This window comes from Chryseobacterium sp. CH21 (assembly GCF_004119445.1).
Lineage (GTDB): Bacteria > Bacteroidota > Bacteroidia > Flavobacteriales > Weeksellaceae > Chryseobacterium.
This window is the reverse complement of record NZ_QICI01000044.1, coordinates 29,735-47,656: the sequence shown is the minus strand read 5'-3', so window position 1 is coordinate 47,656 and position 17,922 is coordinate 29,735. Positions and strand designations below refer to the sequence as shown.

Annotated in this window: 21 protein-coding genes; 1 reads left to right on the top strand and 20 read right to left on the bottom strand. The window is 33.2% G+C overall.

What is annotated here, in order from left to right:
• Positions 1 to 184: 184 nt before the first annotated feature.
• Positions 185 to 1,093: an acyltransferase family protein gene (locus BOQ62_RS08065; protein ID WP_164976708.1), complete on the top strand. Its 909-nt coding sequence runs from the start codon at positions 185 to 187 to the stop codon at positions 1,091 to 1,093.
• Positions 1,094 to 1,248: 155 nt separating this feature from the next.
• Here the strand turns inward: BOQ62_RS08065 and BOQ62_RS08060 are convergent, their stop codons facing one another.
• The 20 genes from BOQ62_RS08060 to rfbB form a co-directional block, all read right to left on the bottom strand.
• Positions 1,249 to 2,106: a glycosyltransferase family 2 protein gene (locus BOQ62_RS08060; RefSeq protein ID WP_228413813.1), complete on the bottom strand. Its 858-nt coding sequence runs from the start codon at positions 2,104 to 2,106 to the stop codon at positions 1,249 to 1,251.
• 124 nt (positions 2,107 to 2,230) lie between these two features.
• Positions 2,231 to 2,899, bottom strand: coding sequence for an NAD-dependent epimerase/dehydratase family protein (locus BOQ62_RS08055; RefSeq protein WP_129038523.1), 669 nt, complete (start codon positions 2,897 to 2,899; stop codon positions 2,231 to 2,233).
• 244 nt (positions 2,900 to 3,143) lie between these two features.
• A complete protein-coding gene (locus BOQ62_RS08050) occupies positions 3,144 to 4,055 on the bottom strand; it encodes a glycosyltransferase family 2 protein (protein WP_129038521.1) in 912 nt (303 codons plus the stop codon).
• Positions 4,056 to 4,288: 233 nt separating this feature from the next.
• Entirely contained in the window at positions 4,289 to 5,110 is an 822-nt protein-coding gene (locus BOQ62_RS08045; protein ID WP_129038519.1) for a glycosyltransferase family 2 protein, read from the bottom strand.
• 104 nt (positions 5,111 to 5,214) lie between these two features.
• Positions 5,215 to 6,342: a glycoside hydrolase family 99-like domain-containing protein gene (locus BOQ62_RS08040; RefSeq protein ID WP_228413811.1), complete on the bottom strand. Its 1,128-nt coding sequence runs from the start codon at positions 6,340 to 6,342 to the stop codon at positions 5,215 to 5,217.
• Entirely contained in the window at positions 6,339 to 7,451 is a 1,113-nt protein-coding gene (locus tag BOQ62_RS08035) for a glycoside hydrolase family 99-like domain-containing protein (RefSeq protein WP_129038517.1), read from the bottom strand. Before BOQ62_RS08035 ends, BOQ62_RS08040 begins: the two co-directional genes overlap by 4 nt.
• A gap of 15 nt (positions 7,452 to 7,466) precedes the next feature.
• Positions 7,467 to 8,435: a hypothetical protein gene (locus tag BOQ62_RS08030; RefSeq protein WP_129038515.1), complete on the bottom strand. Its 969-nt coding sequence runs from the start codon at positions 8,433 to 8,435 to the stop codon at positions 7,467 to 7,469.
• A gap of 193 nt (positions 8,436 to 8,628) precedes the next feature.
• Positions 8,629 to 8,964: a hypothetical protein gene (locus BOQ62_RS08025; protein ID WP_129038514.1), complete on the bottom strand. Its 336-nt coding sequence runs from the start codon at positions 8,962 to 8,964 to the stop codon at positions 8,629 to 8,631.
• Between the two features lie 3 nt (positions 8,965 to 8,967).
• The gene (locus BOQ62_RS08020) at positions 8,968 to 10,068 is read right to left on the bottom strand and encodes a DegT/DnrJ/EryC1/StrS family aminotransferase (protein ID WP_129038512.1); all 1,101 of its coding nucleotides are present in this window, start codon (positions 10,066 to 10,068) and stop codon (positions 8,968 to 8,970) included.
• Between the two features lie 3 nt (positions 10,069 to 10,071).
• Complete coding sequence (locus BOQ62_RS08015; protein ID WP_129038510.1) at positions 10,072 to 11,004, bottom strand: GNAT family N-acetyltransferase; 933 nt, start codon at positions 11,002 to 11,004, stop codon at positions 10,072 to 10,074.
• Entirely contained in the window at positions 10,994 to 11,482 is a 489-nt protein-coding gene (locus BOQ62_RS08010; RefSeq protein ID WP_129038508.1) for an acyltransferase, read from the bottom strand. Before BOQ62_RS08010 ends, BOQ62_RS08015 begins: the two co-directional genes overlap by 11 nt.
• 132 nt (positions 11,483 to 11,614) lie before the next feature.
• Positions 11,615 to 12,397 (bottom strand): DegT/DnrJ/EryC1/StrS family aminotransferase, encoded by a 783-nt coding sequence (locus tag BOQ62_RS08005; RefSeq protein WP_129038507.1) that lies wholly within the window; start codon positions 12,395 to 12,397, stop codon positions 11,615 to 11,617.
• Positions 12,394 to 12,810: a sugar 3,4-ketoisomerase gene (locus tag BOQ62_RS08000; RefSeq protein ID WP_129038505.1), complete on the bottom strand. Its 417-nt coding sequence runs from the start codon at positions 12,808 to 12,810 to the stop codon at positions 12,394 to 12,396. Before BOQ62_RS08000 ends, BOQ62_RS08005 begins: the two co-directional genes overlap by 4 nt.
• Positions 12,800 to 13,093 carry a WxcM-like domain-containing protein gene (locus BOQ62_RS07995; RefSeq protein ID WP_317127369.1) on the bottom strand — a complete coding sequence of 98 codons (294 nt, stop codon included), beginning with the start codon at positions 13,091 to 13,093 and terminating at the stop codon, positions 12,800 to 12,802. The genes BOQ62_RS08000 and BOQ62_RS07995 overlap by 11 nt, the downstream gene beginning before the upstream one ends.
• A 103-nt stretch (positions 13,094 to 13,196) precedes the next feature.
• Positions 13,197 to 14,456: a polysaccharide ABC transporter ATP-binding protein gene (locus tag BOQ62_RS07990; RefSeq protein ID WP_129038503.1), complete on the bottom strand. Its 1,260-nt coding sequence runs from the start codon at positions 14,454 to 14,456 to the stop codon at positions 13,197 to 13,199.
• A 33-nt stretch (positions 14,457 to 14,489) separates the two neighbouring features.
• Positions 14,490 to 14,648, bottom strand: coding sequence for a hypothetical protein (locus tag BOQ62_RS24065; protein ID WP_317127368.1), 159 nt, complete (start codon positions 14,646 to 14,648; stop codon positions 14,490 to 14,492).
• A 14-nt stretch (positions 14,649 to 14,662) separates the two neighbouring features.
• Positions 14,663 to 15,337, bottom strand: a complete 675-nt coding sequence (locus tag BOQ62_RS07985; protein ID WP_317127367.1) for an ABC transporter permease — start codon at positions 15,335 to 15,337, stop codon at positions 14,663 to 14,665.
• Positions 15,338 to 15,510: 173 nt separating this feature from the next.
• Entirely contained in the window at positions 15,511 to 16,374 is an 864-nt protein-coding gene (gene rfbA / locus BOQ62_RS07980) for a glucose-1-phosphate thymidylyltransferase RfbA (protein ID WP_129038501.1), read from the bottom strand.
• Position 16,375: 1 nt separating this feature from the next.
• Positions 16,376 to 16,837, bottom strand: coding sequence for a hypothetical protein (locus BOQ62_RS07975; RefSeq protein WP_129038499.1), 462 nt, complete (start codon positions 16,835 to 16,837; stop codon positions 16,376 to 16,378).
• 1 nt (position 16,838) lies between these two features.
• Entirely contained in the window at positions 16,839 to 17,918 is a 1,080-nt protein-coding gene (gene rfbB / locus BOQ62_RS07970; RefSeq protein ID WP_129038497.1) for a dTDP-glucose 4,6-dehydratase, read from the bottom strand.
• Between the last annotated feature and the right edge of the window lie 4 nt (positions 17,919 to 17,922).

Genomic DNA, 17,922 nt, shown 5'->3' with positions numbered 1-17,922 from the left:
GACAGGCCTTCAGAGTTGATATGGCTATGTTTTGATAAAGTTAAGCATTTTACGACTCTGTGAAGATAAGTCAGATTACATTTACCCGGTTTGTTGCCGCTATGGCAATTGTTATTTCCCATTTCAATAAAGATCTGTTTTTATATAAGATAGATTATATTTCCAATCTTTTTTGAGAGCAAATGTGGGAGTAAGCTATTTCTTTATTCTTTCAGGATTTATTATGATCATTGCCTATCATAAAAAAGATATGATTGATTATCTGGAATTCTATAAAAACAGATTTGCCAGGATTTATCCGCTTTATATGCTGGGGCTTTTGCTGTATTTTATGACGAGGTATGAGATGTTCGACTGGTATAAGCTGGTTTTATACGGATTGGGCATCCAGAGCTGGATACCGGGAGAAGCCATGATTCTGAACTTTCCAGGATGGTCTATTTCCGTAGAGTTTTTTTTCTACCTGCTTTTTCCATTTTTATACAATTATTTCTATTCTAAGAAAAATAAAACAATCTGGGTAGCTGCAATCGGATTGTGGTTAGTAACTCAGGTATTTTCGAACTTATATCCGGTATATGGCGCTTATGAAGGGCCACACACAAAAAGCCATGAATTTTTGTATTATTTTCCTTTCTGGCATCTTAATGAATTCCTGATCGGGAATCTTGCCGGAATATTTTTCGTGAGAAACTATAGACAAAAAAATTACGATCGTCAGGTTATCATTGTTTTCTTATTAATCCTTGTATCTCTGATGTTTGTTCCGCTTTTCTACCATAATGGCTTAATGGCACTCCTTTTTGTTCCTGCAATTATTCTGATTTCAGCTAATAACGGAAAGGTGAGCAGGCTGTTTTCATTAAAACCGCTAGAGTATCTTGGAGAAATAAGTTATGGGATATACATCACACATATTCCTGTTCTTTATCTGGTAAGGGAGTTTTTAAAATGGCAGCAATATACGTTCAGTATTGATATTGTATTTGTAATTTACATTATTGTTATGCTGTTCAGTTCTGCAATTTTTTACCAGTTCATTGAAAAACCAATGCGGGATCTTTTAAGAAAAATTCATTTTGTGAAGCGTTAAAAAGGAATACAAGGTTATTGAACTAAGTATTTAGTTTAATAGCCGGAAAAATGGACTAATCTTTAAGATATTTTAGGAGAATAAGTCGTTTCTGAAATTGATATTGTACAATCCAGAACGTATACTGTTATAATCGGTGAGCAGGTATTTTATAATCATTCCCCATTTTTCAAAAGAGGAGCATTAGCAATCTGAAAGCTTTGGTATACTCTTTTGATGTGAAGTTTAATATCTTCAGGAAGAGTGCTTTCATGTTCTGCCCAATGGTTGACTTCTTTCCATAGAACAACCCTTGTAGATGCTGGTTTAACTTCTCTGGCATCTATTTTGGTAATTCGGTTATTCTCGTGAACTCCTCTTACAGCCACCGCCTTATCGAGAATTCCTGGATATAAGTTTACATAGTAGGAGAGCCTGAATAGAAACTCTGTATCCTGATGCAGTTTTAAATGAGTTTTAAAGAAATACTCCAGATTTTTTAAAGCGCTTTTTCGGATTGTCAGAGCATCAATACTGAAAAGCCCGAAAGTACCTTTCATATTAAGTTGTCCAGGAAATACATCTTTAGGAGGATGCTTTTTATAAACCGTAGTCAGGCGGTCGCCAAAAACTTTATAATATTGTTCTTTTGCTTTTTCAGAATAATAATGGACACCGATGGCACCATACACTCCATCTACCTCTGTATTGGGAAATAGTTCTCTTTCTGCATCAAAACGGTTCGGAAGATAGTAATCATCGGCATCAAGGAATGCTATAAAGTCTCCTTCCGATTTTTCCATTCCCAGATTTCTGCTGGCACCGGCTCCATGATTTCCTTTATCAGGATGCTGAAAAAGCTTTACTCTTTCATTTTTTTCAGCAAGTTCCCGGCATACCTCTAATGCGTTGTCCGGAGATTGATCTTCTACTAATACTACTTCATATACATCGTCGAACTGAAGGGCAGACTCTACAGCCTGAGAAACATACTTTTCGGCATTGTAGACGGGAATGATTACTGAAATTTTCATTATGTTATGCTTTAATTTTGTGTTTTAATATTTGCTTTTTCAAGGGTAATAATTTTTATTTTGGGACTAAAAAATTACCGTTTCTATACAGGGTTCCTGTAATGAGAAATTACGTCTGTTTTTATTATAAATAGTATGAATATAGCTTTTCTAGATATTTATCTGGTGATATTCCTGAGAAAAATTCTTCAGTAAAACTGTTGAATTCTATTTTATAAAAAGAACCTTCTTCTGTCATTTCATAATCTGCTTTCTTATCCAGGTGGTTTTCCAGCTGTGATAAAATTTCAGGTAAAGAATACTGGTAAGGATAAGCGAGATTGATAATCTCATTATTGAAATCTTCCATATACCGACAGATAAATGAAGCAATGTCATCTGTACCGATGAGTATCCGCCTTGCATTGTTGTGCAGCATAAGTTTATTCTCCGAAAGGATAGCGTTTTTCAGAAAATTAATCAAGGTGTTTGGATTGCCACCACGTCCTACTGCATTTCCTACCCTTAAGATAACGAAATGTTGGCAAAGTTCTGCGATCAGTTTTTCAATCTTCAATTTATGGATTACGTAAGGGCTTCCTGTTTTTGTAGGATCATAAATACTACAGGTTGAAAAATAGAAAAATTTTTTGTCAGGATTTTGACTTACAACGGATTTCAGTAGTGAGATCTCCCTCTCGAATTCGGAAGCTTCTTTTTCCAGGGAATTGGAAACTCCTGATGCGAAGAAGATAACATCGTCTTTATCATAAAACTTTAAGGCATTTGCCAAAATTCCATTACCTATAATCATATATTGTTTTCTAATTAGATTGTGTTTATTAATTTAAAAACTTAAAAATGGCTTACAATTTTTTTAAAAGCCCAAGCTTGTTCCCAGTTCTGCACATCCGGGATTTTTTATATGATCCGGCTTATTTTAATATTTTTTAGTGTATATAGAGTCAGATAAGGTTGGGAATTTACACCGGATAATAACCTTTAAAAAAGGTGCTGTTGTTATGACCCGTTACTAATATAAAAACTAAGGGAACTGTTTATAAAAAATTTTTTCCTTGGGTGATAGATTGTTTTTTATTATTGAGAATCATTTTCCAGTCTAACGAATTACAGGTTTTGAGATTGCCATAATGCTTTTTAATCGATCTTAATCTGAATGTTAGTAAAGATTTTATTATCAATTTATAAGAATGAATATATATTTCCCTTACCGATTGTGTATCGTTAAAGGGGTCCGAAAACATCACAGTTAATTTTCTTTCATAAAGCAGAGCGGAATTGTCAAAGTATTTATTTTCCACTCTGTATTCCCTGTCGTGATATATAACGGATTGCGGAACGATACCTATTTTCAGACCATGATACAATACTCTTTGGCAATAATTGTCATCTTCTCCATAATGATATAATGATGGATTAAATCCTCCCACTTTTTCGATACATTTCCGTGTTAATAACCAGGCTGCGGCATTTACAAAAGGCAATTCGTACGGCGGAGCTAGTTTTTGTAAAAATATATCTGAGTATAATTTTTTACACTTCGAAGGAATGATGTAATTTGAAAAGGCAAAGTCCAGTTCTGAACCATTTCCGTTGAGATGCACAGGGCTTAATATGCCGAAATCCGGATTTAGTTTTGCAGTTGAAATCAAACAGTCGATACTATTGGGTTCTATATAGACGTCCTGGTTCATTAAAAAAACATAATCTGAACCTTGTTCATATGCTTTTTTAATCCCGATATTATTTGCCTGTCCAAAACCTAAATTGGAAGACAGTTTAATAAGTTCAACCTGAGGAAAGCTTCGTTCAATCAGATGAAGGCTATCATCGGTAGAGGCATTATCAATAATAATGGTATCTTTAATTAATCCTGCCTGATCAATGGATGATAAACACTGGTCAATCCATTTTTCCGAATTATAGTTTACAATAATTATTTTAACCATTTTCAATCTTTAGTTTAATGAATATATATTTTGGGAGATTTTATTTTTTAGAAAATTCATTAGATAATGATTCACGTAAAAAATGAATAATTTTTAAGTACTTATTCTTAGTGAGCTTGTCTATTAGATTTATTTAACAATATAAATGAGTGTTTAAGCTGAAAATGTCAAAAGTTTAACAGGTAAGCTGTTTAAGCCCATGTTTTTGCATATAAAGATCTTAGATATAGGGCTTATCTAAATAAATTTATTAAAAAGTTATACATTCTATATAGTTTACTATTGTATATATTTTCCAGTTTTTTTTCGTAGAAGGTTTTTCTTTTTAAGAGTGAAATGTAGCTTGGGTAAAATTCATGAAAAAGAGCTTTGTGCTTTTCATAAATCATATTATAGATAATTTCTTTTTTGTCATCATTCTTAAAAATATCATTGTTCCTTGAACTACCGGCATGAGATCTATAATTGAAAACCGGATAATCTATTTTGGTAACAGGGAGGTTACGGTGAGAAGAAATAAGGTGTATCCAGAATTCCCAGTCTTCAAGCCCATGTGTGAGTTCTTCATCATATATTATACCCTGGTCGAAATATTTTTTTGGAAACATTGAAGTACAGAATAATTTATTTTGCAGTAATAATTCTTTAATATTGAGTTTTTCATCTACTGTTGTTTTAGTATTGATATGACCAAACATCATCGTATCTGAAAAAACAATCATTGTTTCTTTATTTTTAGTAAAAACCTCCAGCATTTTCTCTAATGCTAAAGGGTTTAGTGTATCATCTGCATCAAGAGGCAAAATATAGTCTCCTGTAGCTTGCTTTATTCCATTGTTTCGGGCACAGGACACTCCTTTGTTATTCTGATAAATATAGCGTATATTATGATTTATCAGTTTTTGAGCTACCTCTGATGAATTATCTGTGGAACCATCATCTATAATAATGCATTCCCAATTTATATAGGATTGAGCTGTAATAGACTGAATGCATTCTTCTAAATATAAAGCATGATTAAAGCAGGGAACTATAATTGAAACTTTACTTGTCATTTTTTAATAAGGTTTTTACTACAAAGTTTTTTCTAGTGTATTTCGGGTTGAATACTTAGGCATTCAAATAAGTTCAACAATACAAACGAACTAAGAATAAGTACTTAGCTGTTTTTATTATATTTATCCAATATTTTTTTTAATGTATTCAAATATCCAAAGCCATGCTTTCTATCTGGCTCCAGAATATTACCTTCTGCCCATTCATTCCATGATTTGATAATCAATAACTGTTCGGGATAATCATTTTTATCCTCAAGATAATCAATCGCTTTTTCAATCTGCTTCTCAAATAATTCCGGTGATGTATCAGTAAGGACAACTCCTCTATAGCCACTTCTGGGAGTGTTGTCCCAATTAGGCAGAACACATGGATAAGTAGCAACATTACTTTCTACAAACTGTAGATCATTAACAACAGCTTTAGCATCCTGAGTCAGGACTTTCGGTTTAATTTTTTTCTTAAATCCGAGTAGTTCTGTTATTCTATTTTTATAATATTGGTAATGGGAAATATATTCTCCTTTCTTAATATAAGGTACCCATGCTTTCTGAAATGCATTGGATATTTTCCCGTCATACCCCATGGATTTTAAATCAATATCATCACGGAGTTTATTGGATGCCATGACATATAAGTCATCAAATCCGTTCTCTTTTGCCAGTTCCCTGAATTTCGAAATATAGTGAGGATCTCCTTCATTTAAATGTTCCGGATGGTAGATTATGAAAAGCGGCTTATTGTCTACCTTAATATATCTTTCGTCTTTAAAGAATGGGAGCAGGTAGTTGAAATGGTCTATTAAATCCAGCTCATTCGGATAGACTTGCTCTGCAAGAATCTTTTCTGCAAGACCATGCCATATACCGGACCAGGTTTCGTTTGCCCAGCAGAAACAGAAGGGGAAATCTGGTTTTTTGGATGTAAGAACATCATTTGCAATTCTTTCCAGTAATTGTTTTCTGTTGCCAAACCAATAATGATAATAGATAAATCCATGAACTCCGTAATCTTTTGCTATCTGAGCCTGCTGTTCTCTGACTTGCGGAACACGAAGGTCATAATATCCCAGATCAGCAGGATATATAGGTTGTTCATGTCCTTCAAAAAGAGGTTTTGCTTTTGCTACGTTGGTCCATTCTGTAAAACCTTTACCCCACCATTCGTTATTTTCGGGAACAGGATGGTATTGAGGAAGGTAGAATGCAAGGGGTTTTATTTTCTTCATCATTGATTCAAGAATAATTTTTTAACAACTTCCAGATATTTTCTTCCAAATTTTTGGTCAGGCTCCAGATGGTTACCTTCTGCCCATTCATTCCATGCATTAATAAAAATGAAGTTTTCTTCTTCAGAATATGGGGTAAAATCTAACTTAAGATTTGAAAGCCAGTTTTCAAAATGTTCCGGTGTCGAATCTTTGAGTATCAGGGTGGGGTTGTTACCTCTTCTGGAAGTGTTATCCCATCCGGGTACTATAGATGGAAAGATTTTGCAATGAAAATCCTTCTGAGGAGTTAAATTTTCTCCCATCCATTGGTAAGGAACGCAATTGTATGTATTCTTAATTACATTTTTACTCAGGCGTCTTTTAATTTTATTTATAATTCCTTTTTCAGGTCTCCTTCTTTTTCTGTCATGAACTTCTTCCAAAACACTTTTTCTGCGTATTCCGAAAGGTTCAAAATCAACTATAGCATCAAAGCCATTTACTAACTGATCCCATTCTTTCTCATAGGAAAACCCCATATGGCATATATACAGTTCCACTCCGGCTGCTTTGGCTTTTTGCCGCCAGCATTTAATGGTTTCCTGTACATTAGGAAGAATATTGGGTTTGTAAATAACAATAATGGGCTTATTATTTACTTTAATATATCTTGGATCCGTAATAATAGGAAGCAAAAAATCAATGTGATCTTCGTCATCCTTAACGGAGTATTTTTGTTCAATGAGTATTTCATGATCGCTGCCGTCCCAGCGTCTGGTCCAGTTTTCATTGGCCCAGCACAGCATAAAAGGCAGATCTTCTTTTGGATTTTTTAATTTCCTGTCAATAGGCTCATGCATTAATCTCTTCCCATTAAACCAGTAGTGATAATAACAGAACCCATAAATTCCATATTCTTTGGCCAGAAGTTCCTGTGCCATTCTTGCTTCTTCCAGCCTCAAATCATAAAATCCTAAGTCAGAAGGAAGATGTGGCTGATAATGATCGTCAAATAATGGTTTTGCCTTTGTTACGTTCGTCCATTCTGTAAAACCTTTACCCCACCATTCGTCATTTTCCGGGAACGGGTGAAATTGTGGTAAATGTATGGCGATTGGTCTTAATTTCATATTTATGTGCTTAAATTATCTATTAAATAAATATTTTATCGTTTGTTTCCAGGGTTTAATTTTTACCCATGAGGGATTATCAAAAGATAATGCTATGACTTTTAATTTTGAAAAAAATCCTAGCAGGTTTGTATACGAATAATGATTGGTTAGCTTTGACTCAATAACTGATACCAATTCTTCATCTCTGCCATCCACATACTTTTCTTCATTAGGGATAGTTCGGATATTATGTTGTTTGTTTTTACAAGAATCCTTAATCTCCGTTAGTTTTTTGTTCCAACCTTGTGATGAATAGTTCTCATGTAAATATGTTAATTGTAGTCTGGTGATGAGGTTCTTGTAGTTTTTATCTGAGATCATCTTCTCTACTTCTAACTCCCAGCTTTTTAGGTCTTTCGGGTAAAATATTCCTTTTTCCTTATTGTCATCAAAAACCTTATAAACACTTGCCGGATTATAATGCAGCACAAAAGGAACTCCTGCCATTGCTGGTTCCAGAAGTGATGTGAAAGATGGTATAGGAAAACCTTCTAAATATAAATCTGCATTTTCAATGTATTGGTTAATCTCTCTTGTAGGATGAATGAAAATTAATCGTTCATGTGCATAAATTTTCCTGTTGGGATTATTGAGTTCAATACCTACGATAGTAAAGATAACATGTTCAAATTTTTCTACAATTTTTAATGCTTCCTGATAGAAATTATATTCCTGGTTAGGCTCATATTTCGATTCTCTGCCAATTGAAATAATATTGAATGTATTTTTCTCCGTCTTTTTTAATGAATATGATTCATCTACAGGTATTGGCAAGAAGAATTGATCTTGTACAGGAATATTTCTATTTTTAGAATCTTTTAAAATATTTGATTCTCTTATCTGAAGCAGAAAATCTATAATAGGTTCACCCAGCCAATAAGTATGCTCAGCATGATTGAGAAAAAAAACAGGACTTTTTAATTTATTGGAAGAAAAAATCATTGATGGAATTACATCATGCGGATGAATATGCAGGATAATTCTACTGAAATTATTTTCTTTTAAAGTATCTACTATTTTCTGGGATTTTCAATAATGTTCAACTTCTGATCATAAATAAATACATTATTATCTATTTTATATTGATAGGACCTAGCTATTTCAGAAACCTCCTGAAAATTTTGCCAGGTACTCATCAGATAATGTTTACTTTTTTATCATTTTCCATCCAACTGAAAATAAGTTTTGAATGTCCTCCAATGCTATTTATTTCAGAAAAAAGATGCAATGTTTTATCTTCTGTGGTATCTTGAATATTTACGTTCTCAAAGTCTAAACTTTTAAGAGCTATCTTTCTGATAATTGATTCAAAACAATTAGAGGTGTAATATCCCGGAAAATTATACCATGCTGAATATGATATTTTCTCTATATATATCAAACAATCATTAAACTTCTTTTCGTCAAAAAGAAGTTTAGCTATTTTTAATGTTTTAAGGAAATATTTTTTATTCTCTAATAGTCTTGACATGGATTAAAACTTATTTATAATCTCAATAATTTTATTTATTTCTTCAGCATCCATAACAGGAGAAATTGGTAGACTCAATACTTCAGCATGAATTTTCTCACTGATTGGAAATGACAGATCATTCCAGACTTTATAAGCCTCTTGCTTATGGGGTGGAATAGGATAGTGAATTAAAGTCTGCACACCATTTTCTGTAAGATAAGACTGTAGCTCATCTCTTCTTTCGGAGCGAATAACAAATACATGCCAGACATGTTCATTTTCATCAGCCGGATATTCTGGCAGAATGACTGCCGGATTTTTTATTTCGTCAATAAAACGCTTTGAAATCTCTCTTCTTATTTTATTTTCGTTGTCAATATACTTTAATTTAATATCCAAAACTGCTGCCTGAATTTCATCAAGCCTTGAATTTAATCCTTTATATATATTTACATATTTTTGATTGGAACCATAATTGGCTAAAGCCCTGACGGCTTTCATTAAATCATCATCATTGGTAGTTACGGCTCCTGCATCTCCCAAAGCACCCAGGTTTTTGCCAGGATAAAAGCTGAAACCAGCTGCATCACCAAGATTTCCTGATTTTATTCCGTTCCATTCTGCACCTATTGCCTGAGCATTATCTTCTATAATTTTGAGATTGTGCTTTTTTGCAATTTGTTTAAGCAGATCAGAAAATACAACTCTTCCCTGAAGATGCACGATAAGAATACCTTTGGTTTTAGAAGTTATCTTTTCTTCAATTTTAGAGATGCCAATATTATAGGTATTAATTTCTGGCTCTACTAAAACAGGGATTAAGCCATTGTCTGAAATAGCTAGAATAGAAGCGATATAAGTATTGGAAGGAACAATAATTTCATCCCCGATATTCATTACTCCTAATTCTATATAAGCTCTCAAAATAAGTCTTAGAGCATCCAGACCATTGGCAACACCAATAGTATGTTTGACTCCGATATAATCTGAAAGCTTCTTTTCGAAGTTTGAAAGCTCACTGCCCATAAGATACCATCCGGAGCGGAAGACTTCTAAAAGTTTAGCTTCTATTTCGTTTTGATATTGTAAGTTTACCTTTTGTAAATCTAGAAATTTAATCATAGTTTAAAGTTTAATTGAATAAAAATCTAAAGCAATTCCTCTTGCTCCCATGTTTTCTTTCTGCTGAATTAGCCCTTCATTTAAATATTTGCCCTGGTTTTCTGTAGAAATTCCAAAACTGTAATATTTTCTGTCTTTGAATTTTTCTAAAAGAAAATGATTGATAAAATCCAATGCTCCTGCTTTTCTTCCTTCTGATGAGGCTGCCATATACTGAGTATGAATGGTGTCTCCAAAATCAAAAATAACAATACCAGCCAAAATCCTGCCATGCTTATTGGCTTCGAAAAGTCTTATGTTTTCTGGGAATTTTTCTTTTAAAAGAGTGATTTCCTCTATTGTATGTACTGGTTTTGTATCAAATTTCTGAAGAACAGAGGAAAGTAAGCTCCAGTATTCTTCAAAATTTGTATTTTCTGTAATAATTACATTATTTTCTTTACATTTTCTTACCAATTGCCTTTTGGTCTCTGAAAATCGGATAGGATGTGAAAGATCGATAACCGATGAAATATCTCTTCTGTAGAGATTGGCATCACTACGGAAAAGTGCATACAAATCTTCTTCTGCAGGATATTTATGAAAAATATGGGGAATCGCTTTGTATATTATTTCATAGAAAGAAAGCTCAGAATAGTATTTCTTTATTTCATTAAAAATTTCCAATACTTCACTGGCTTTTATGGCATATGATACAATTAATGACCCAAAAGTCAAACCACCATGAGAAATAATTTGTCTTTCTGATTCGTTAGCAGGTAATACAGCCGCAATTTTATTATTTTTAAAAATTAGAAGTGAATGGTCTTTGAAACGATCAGAGTGGTATTCCATAAAATCTCTATCAAAAAAGAAAAGTCCGTTTTTTGATGTTAAGATAAAAGAATTCCAAATTTCTTTATAAGAATTATTGTATTTGATTATTTCAAATTTCATCTGGTAATAATAATGTTTTAATAAGTTTTGCAGGATTTCCTCCAATCATAGAATAATCTGGAAAACTTTTATTAACAAAACTGTTTGCTGCTACAACACAGAAATTTCCTAATTGTACGCCGGGCATAATGACCGCATTGACACCAATCCAGCTATGATCACCAATTTGTACTTCTCCAGAAATAAGAGGAAATATTTTTTGCATTTCTTCACTTGCATTAGGACCGGAATCTGTCATAATATTCACGTTTTGTGCTATAGAAACATGTTTACCAATAGTAAGTTTTCTACTAAACCCGTTGAGAATACTGAACATCCCAACATAAGATGATTCTCCAATTTCAAGCTGATTCTTCTCAGATCCGTAAATACTGCATAGTTTTGCAATCTTTACATTATCTGCAATTCTCACATTATTTATTGATGTAGTAGGATCAATAATAACATTTTCACCTATTGAAATATTACTTATTTTCATAGACAAAGTATTCTATAAGATTGACAATATAATCCATTTCAAAAATTCCCAAGTTTTGGTGAACAGGTATGAAGAATGCATCTTTACCATAAAATATACTGCATTCTATCCCATTTTGCTGAAGAAATATTTTCAGCTCAGATAAATTACAGCCGTTATTTTCAAACATACAAACAGAAGGGGTTTCATATTCAGTATAATCAAAGAATGATTTGAAGCCGATTTTTTTAATTTTGAAATTAAATACTGATTATTTGTTTTTCTTTGGGTAATGATATGTTCAATATTTTTCAAATAATGCAGGCATATTTTCCTCAGATAATTTCGATAGGGTTGGTCAGATTTTAATTTATGGTTATTATTAAACCTTAATATTCCACCAAATTGAACTGGAAAGAATTTTGGAATGCTATAAATCGTAAAATCTCCAGATTTGCCTATTTGATTTTGTGAATTGTTGGATAGCATACTCATTGCACAGTCTTCAATGATAGGAATATTATAACTTTTTATTCTTTCCATATCAGGAAAAATTTTTCCAAATTCATGAATAACAAAAATTAATTTCGTTTTATTCGTTTTTTCTCTGGACCAATGGCAAAATTTTTCAATTTCTTTAGTTACACAACTACTTATATAAAGATTAGATGTTGTAGTTATGATAAGAACCTCATCATCTTTTTTAAGGTTATAGAAACTTAATGCTTGGTGTATTGCTTCCTTACCTCTCAAAAAGAATTCATGCTTTTCTCCAAAAAATGAATAATATTTTTTTAATAATTCGTCATCAGGGACAGAATCGTCTTTTATAATTGTGTCATTTTGTCCCAAATCAGATGTTCTGAATGGGCTAATGAAAAAAGAAGGTTGCCTGAAATTTTCAGGATTTATAATTTGTTCTTTATAAAAGATCATTTCTTAACTTTTTTGAAATCCTCATAATTTCTTATATAATCTGCTTCATTGTAAGAATGAGATGCAAGGACCAAACAAATTGCTCCTGAAGAAAAATTAATTTCAGAAGCCCATATCCCGGGGGGAATATGTAATCCTAAATCAGGACGATTCAAAAAGACCTGTCTTTTGAATTTACCATCATCTAAAGATACTTCAAAACTTCCACTTGCTGCAATCAGAAACTGATGACATTCTTTGTGCGAATGTGCACCTCTGCTTTCTCCTCCGGCAATATCATACAAGTAGAAAACTCTTTTTACATTAAATGGAAATGCAGAGTTATTTTCAACCACTGTAAGGTTACCTTCATCAAAACTGATTTTACCCAAATCAATAACATTACAGTCAAATACAGAAATATTATTTTTCATCAGCAAGTATTTTAAATTCTTCAAAATCTCTTATATAATCATTTTCATTGTACTCTCTGTCAGAAACAATGAGTGCTAATGAATTGGTTGAAAAATTTTCTAATCTTCGCCAAAACATTCTGGGAATATATAATCCATAATATGATCTATTTAAAGAAAACCTTTGTTCTTCTTTTCCATTATGGATTACAATATCAAAACTTCCTGAAAGTGCAATAATAAATTCTTGCTGTGCTTTGAAAGCATGGCTTCCTCTTACTTCTCCTCCAGGTACGTCATATATCCAATAGGTTCTTTGTATCTCAAAAGGAAGTTGATGAGGATATTCAAAAAGGATAAGTTTCCTCTTTTATCATATATTTTTGGGAGTTCTATTATTCTGGGGATCATGGTGTTTGTACTTTGTATTCAAAAAATGGTCTGGTAACTCCTGGATAAATATGCATCATCGTTCCAACTTTTACATTTTCTACTTCAAATCCAATAAATTCGTCAATTCCGTATAAAAGTATTTTTTGATCCTTTCCGAAGTAAAGCTTAAAATAGTAGTTTCCTGCATTCAAAAGCCCTGCAGGAATATCAAATTCTACAGAATATTCGCCTATTTTTGAATCGTTATTCTCAGAAACAAATTTTCCAACATGGAAAATTACCAATTCTTCATAGTTTTTCAATTCAAATGTAGTATCAAGTGTAATATCCGGACAGTAATTATGAAAAACAAGTTTTACATGTACTCCGGAATCAATATCTAGTAAATCTCTATTAATAGGAGATACTGAAAATTCTTTTATTCTGATATTTTCGTTACCTATAGCTTCGTTCAGATTACCATTATACTGGTAAGAGCTTTCTCTTGCGCTGCTTTTTTGATATTCTATGATCGTATTGAGAATGTCACCTTGGTAGCCAATTTGTCCTTGATTCAAAAGAATCCCTTTTGTGCATAGCTCTTTAATAGCAGTCATATTGTGACTCACAAAAAGAATAGTCCGCCCTTCTCCTCTCGTCACATCATTCATTTTTCCAAGACATTTTTTCTGAAATTCTGCATCTCCTACTGCCAGTACTTCATCTACAATCAGTATTTCAGATTCCAGATGAGCTGCTACGGCAAAAGCCAGACGAACATACATCCCCGATGAATATCTTTTAACAGGAGTATCTATGTATCTTTCAACACCTGAAAAATCTACAATTTCATCAAATTTTCTCGTGATTTCCTTTCTTGTCATTCCCAGAATAGCTCCATTAAGAAAGACATTTTCACGTCCTGTCATTTCAGGATGGAATCCTGTTCCTACCTCCAATAAAGAAGCAATTCTTCCGTTGGTATAAATTTGACCTGTCGTAGGTTTGGTAACCTTACTTAATACTTTTAATAAGGTAGATTTTCCTGCACCATTTCTTCCGATAATTCCAACAGCATCTCCTTTCTCAATTTCAAAATTGATATCGCGAAGAGACCATACATATTCGGAATCCCCTTTAGTAGTTCTGTCATTGGTTTCCCCAATTTTAAGATAAGGATCTTCCTTTCCTCTTACTTTGTGCCAGAACCTGTTGAGGTCATGAGACAAAGTTCCGGTACCGACTTGTCCCAGACGGTATTGTTTAGATATATTTTCTGCTTTTAAAGCCAGCATGTTTTTTAATTTAAATTTTTAAAAGAAAAATAATTACACGGTATCCATGAAAGTTTTTTCAACTTTATTGAATACAACAATTCCTATCATTAAAAGGATAAGAATAATACCAGTACTGATTCCAAGCATGACTGGGGAGAAGTCTCCTACACCAATCCATGCATATTTGAAACATTCAAAAATACCTGTCAATGGATTATAATAAGCTAATTTTTTAAAAATCCCGGTAATGAAGATACAGGATAAATCACGGGTGTTGCATACATATATAAACTGACACCAAACCCCAGAAGCATACTCAAATCCTTATATTTTGTGGTAAGTGAAGAAAATATCATTCCAACTCCTAATGCAAAAAGTGCCATTAAGAATATAAGAAACGGAGTGGCAAGAATCCAGATATTAGGATGTGCTTCTCCTTTGCTGTAATAATATGCCCAGGCTAGAATAAATAAGATGAATTGCACACCAAATCTCATAAGATTGGAAATAACAATAGAGAGTGGAGTCACAAGCCTTGGAAAATATACTTTTCCAAAAATTCCGGCATTTCCGGTAAAAGTAGAGGAGGTGGCCAGTAATGAAGCAGAAAAATAATTCCAGAGTGTAACACCTGCCAGATAAAAAAGAAGTGGCGGTGCCCCGTCTGTAGGTAGTTTGGCAATTCTTCCAAAAATAACCAGATAGACGATGGTCGTTAGGATGGGATTGATAAAAAACCAGATCGGACCTAAAATCGTTTGCTTGAAACTGGATATAAAGTCTCTTTTTACAAACATGTAAACAAGATCTTTGTATCTCCAGACTTCTTTTAGCTTCAAGTCAAATAACGAATGATCAGAACCAATCGTTTCAGTCCACTTCTGTTGTGGGTCATTCATTTGTGTAAGTTTTTGCAAATTTATAATAATTAATTCTTACTTATATATTTCGGGTTGTAGATTTTTTTCTGTGAAAATCAATAAACAACAACTAATATATTGATATTTGACGGTATGAACAAAAACTATTAGCTTTAAAGCCAATAGTTTGATAATTTTATAAATGATATTTGTTATTTACTGATAAGTTGCTTCAGGTATTCTCCATAACCACTTTTGCCATATTTGGCAGCCGTTTCTAGAAGTTTTTCTTCATTGATGAATTTGTTCCTGAATGCAATCTCTTCAATACAGCCAATTTTAAACCCTTGTCTCTTTTCAATAACACTTACAAATTCTGAAGCATCATGAAGGGAATCAAATGTTCCTGTATCCAGCCATGCAGTTCCCCTGTCAAGAACAGCCACTTCAAGCTTACCGCTGTTTAAATAGACATTGTTGACATCAGTAATTTCCAGCTCCCCTCTTGGAGAAGGTTTAATGTTTTTAGCAATTTCCACCACATTATTATCATAAAAATAAAGTCCGGGAACAGCGTAATTTGATTTAGGTATTAAAGGTTTTTCTTCAATAGAAACAGCCTTCAGGTTTTTATCAAATTCTACAACTCCATACCTTTCAGGATCGGCAACGTGATAGGCAAAAACAACTCCTCCTTCTGGATTGGTTTTGTTTTTTAATAAAGTTCCCATTTCGGAACCATAGAAAATATTGTCTCCCAATACCAGTGCAGCAGGATCGTTGCCAATAAATTGTTCACCTAGAATAAAAGCTTGTGCTAAGCCATCTGGGCTGGGCTGTACTACGTATTCTATGTTGCAGCCGATTTGAGAACCATCACCCAGAAGTTTGATAAAACCTTCCTGGTCGTGTGGTGTAGTGATAATTAGAATATCCTTGATTCCAGCTAAAAGAAGCGTGGAAAGTGGATAATAGATCATTGGTTTGTCGTAAACAGGCATTAGCTGCTTGCTTACAGCAATGGTTAGAGGGTAAAGTCTGGTTCCGGATCCTCCGGCTAATATTATTCCTTTCATTTTATTTTGTGGATTTGTCTTTTAAAATCTTATTGACTTCAAGGCTGATTTCATTGTCCAGATTATGAATTATAATATCTGAGGAAAATATATAATTGCTGGATTTCAAATTTGGATTTTCATTATAAAATTTAATCAAATTGATCAGATTCTTTTCAGTCAAATTCATGAAATCAAAATAGAGTTTATCTTTTCTTGAATAACTATGTTTTATTCTGTCGAGGACGATTTTCTTTTCTTCTTTATTTAAAATTTCGAAATTTTTACCATTTTCATATTGCATAGACTTTCTGAACAATAGTAAGTTTGCTGTTTTCATCAACGAGTTATTATATCCGGAAACTTCAATAAGTTCATCAATAAGTTTCTTTTGGGTTTCAGTGGGAAACTTGGTCTGGATGACAGATTGTGAATATGACGAAACTGATAAGATTACGAAAAATAAAAAAAAGTATTTTTTCATTCTACGAATATTGCTTTTCGTAATACTTTTGATAATCTCCGCTGGTTACATTTTCAAGCCATTCTTTATTTTCAAGATACCAGTCTATGGTTTTCCCTAAACCTTCTTCGAAAGTTACCGATGGTTTCCACCCTAAGTCTTTATTTAATTTTGTAGCATCGATGGCGTAACGTTTGTCATGGCCAGGTCTGTCTTTTACAAAAGTGATCAGTTTTTCAGAATAGCCCTCCGGTTTTTCCAGTTTAGCATCCATTTGCTTGATCAGTTCTTTTACGAGATCAATATTCTGCCACTCATTGAATCCTCCGATATTATAAGTCTCTCCGGTTTTTGCTTCCATAAAGATCTGATGAATGGCTCTGGCGTGATCAATCACAAATAACCAGTCTCTTGTATACCTTCCATCACCATAAATAGGAAGCGGCCTTTCATTGATGATATTCGAAATACAAAGAGGAATCAGTTTTTCAGGAAAATGATTCGGTCCATAATTATTGGAACAGTTGGATACGATGAATGGCATTCCATAGGTATTTCCATAAGCTCTTACCAAATGGTCAGATGCTGCTTTGGAAGCGGAGTACGGAGATTGAGGATCATATGAAGTCGTTTCTAAAAAGAACCCTGTTTCTCCCAAACTTCCATATACTTCGTCCGTAGAAATGTGATAAAAAAGATTGTTTCTTTTCTCGTCCGGGAACCTGCCATGAGTATGATCAGGATTTAATGTCCAGAATTCTTTGCAAAGATTCAAAAGATTAGCAGTTCCGTTCACATTTGTATTAATAAAGGCCATGGGATCTGTAATACTTCGGTCTACGTGACTTTCTGCAGCCAAATGTACAACAGCGTCAGGATTGTATTTTTCAAAAACTTTTCTAAGTTCTTCAGGTTTTGTAATATCTGCTTTTTCGAAAACGTAATTAGGTTCATTTTCAATGTCCTTTAGGTTTTCCAAATTTCCGGCATACGTAAGAGCATCAAGATTGATGATTTTAGTATCCGGATTGTTTTTTACAAATTCTCTTACAACATGCGAACCGATGAATCCGGCACCTCCTGTAATGATAATATTTTTCATTTTT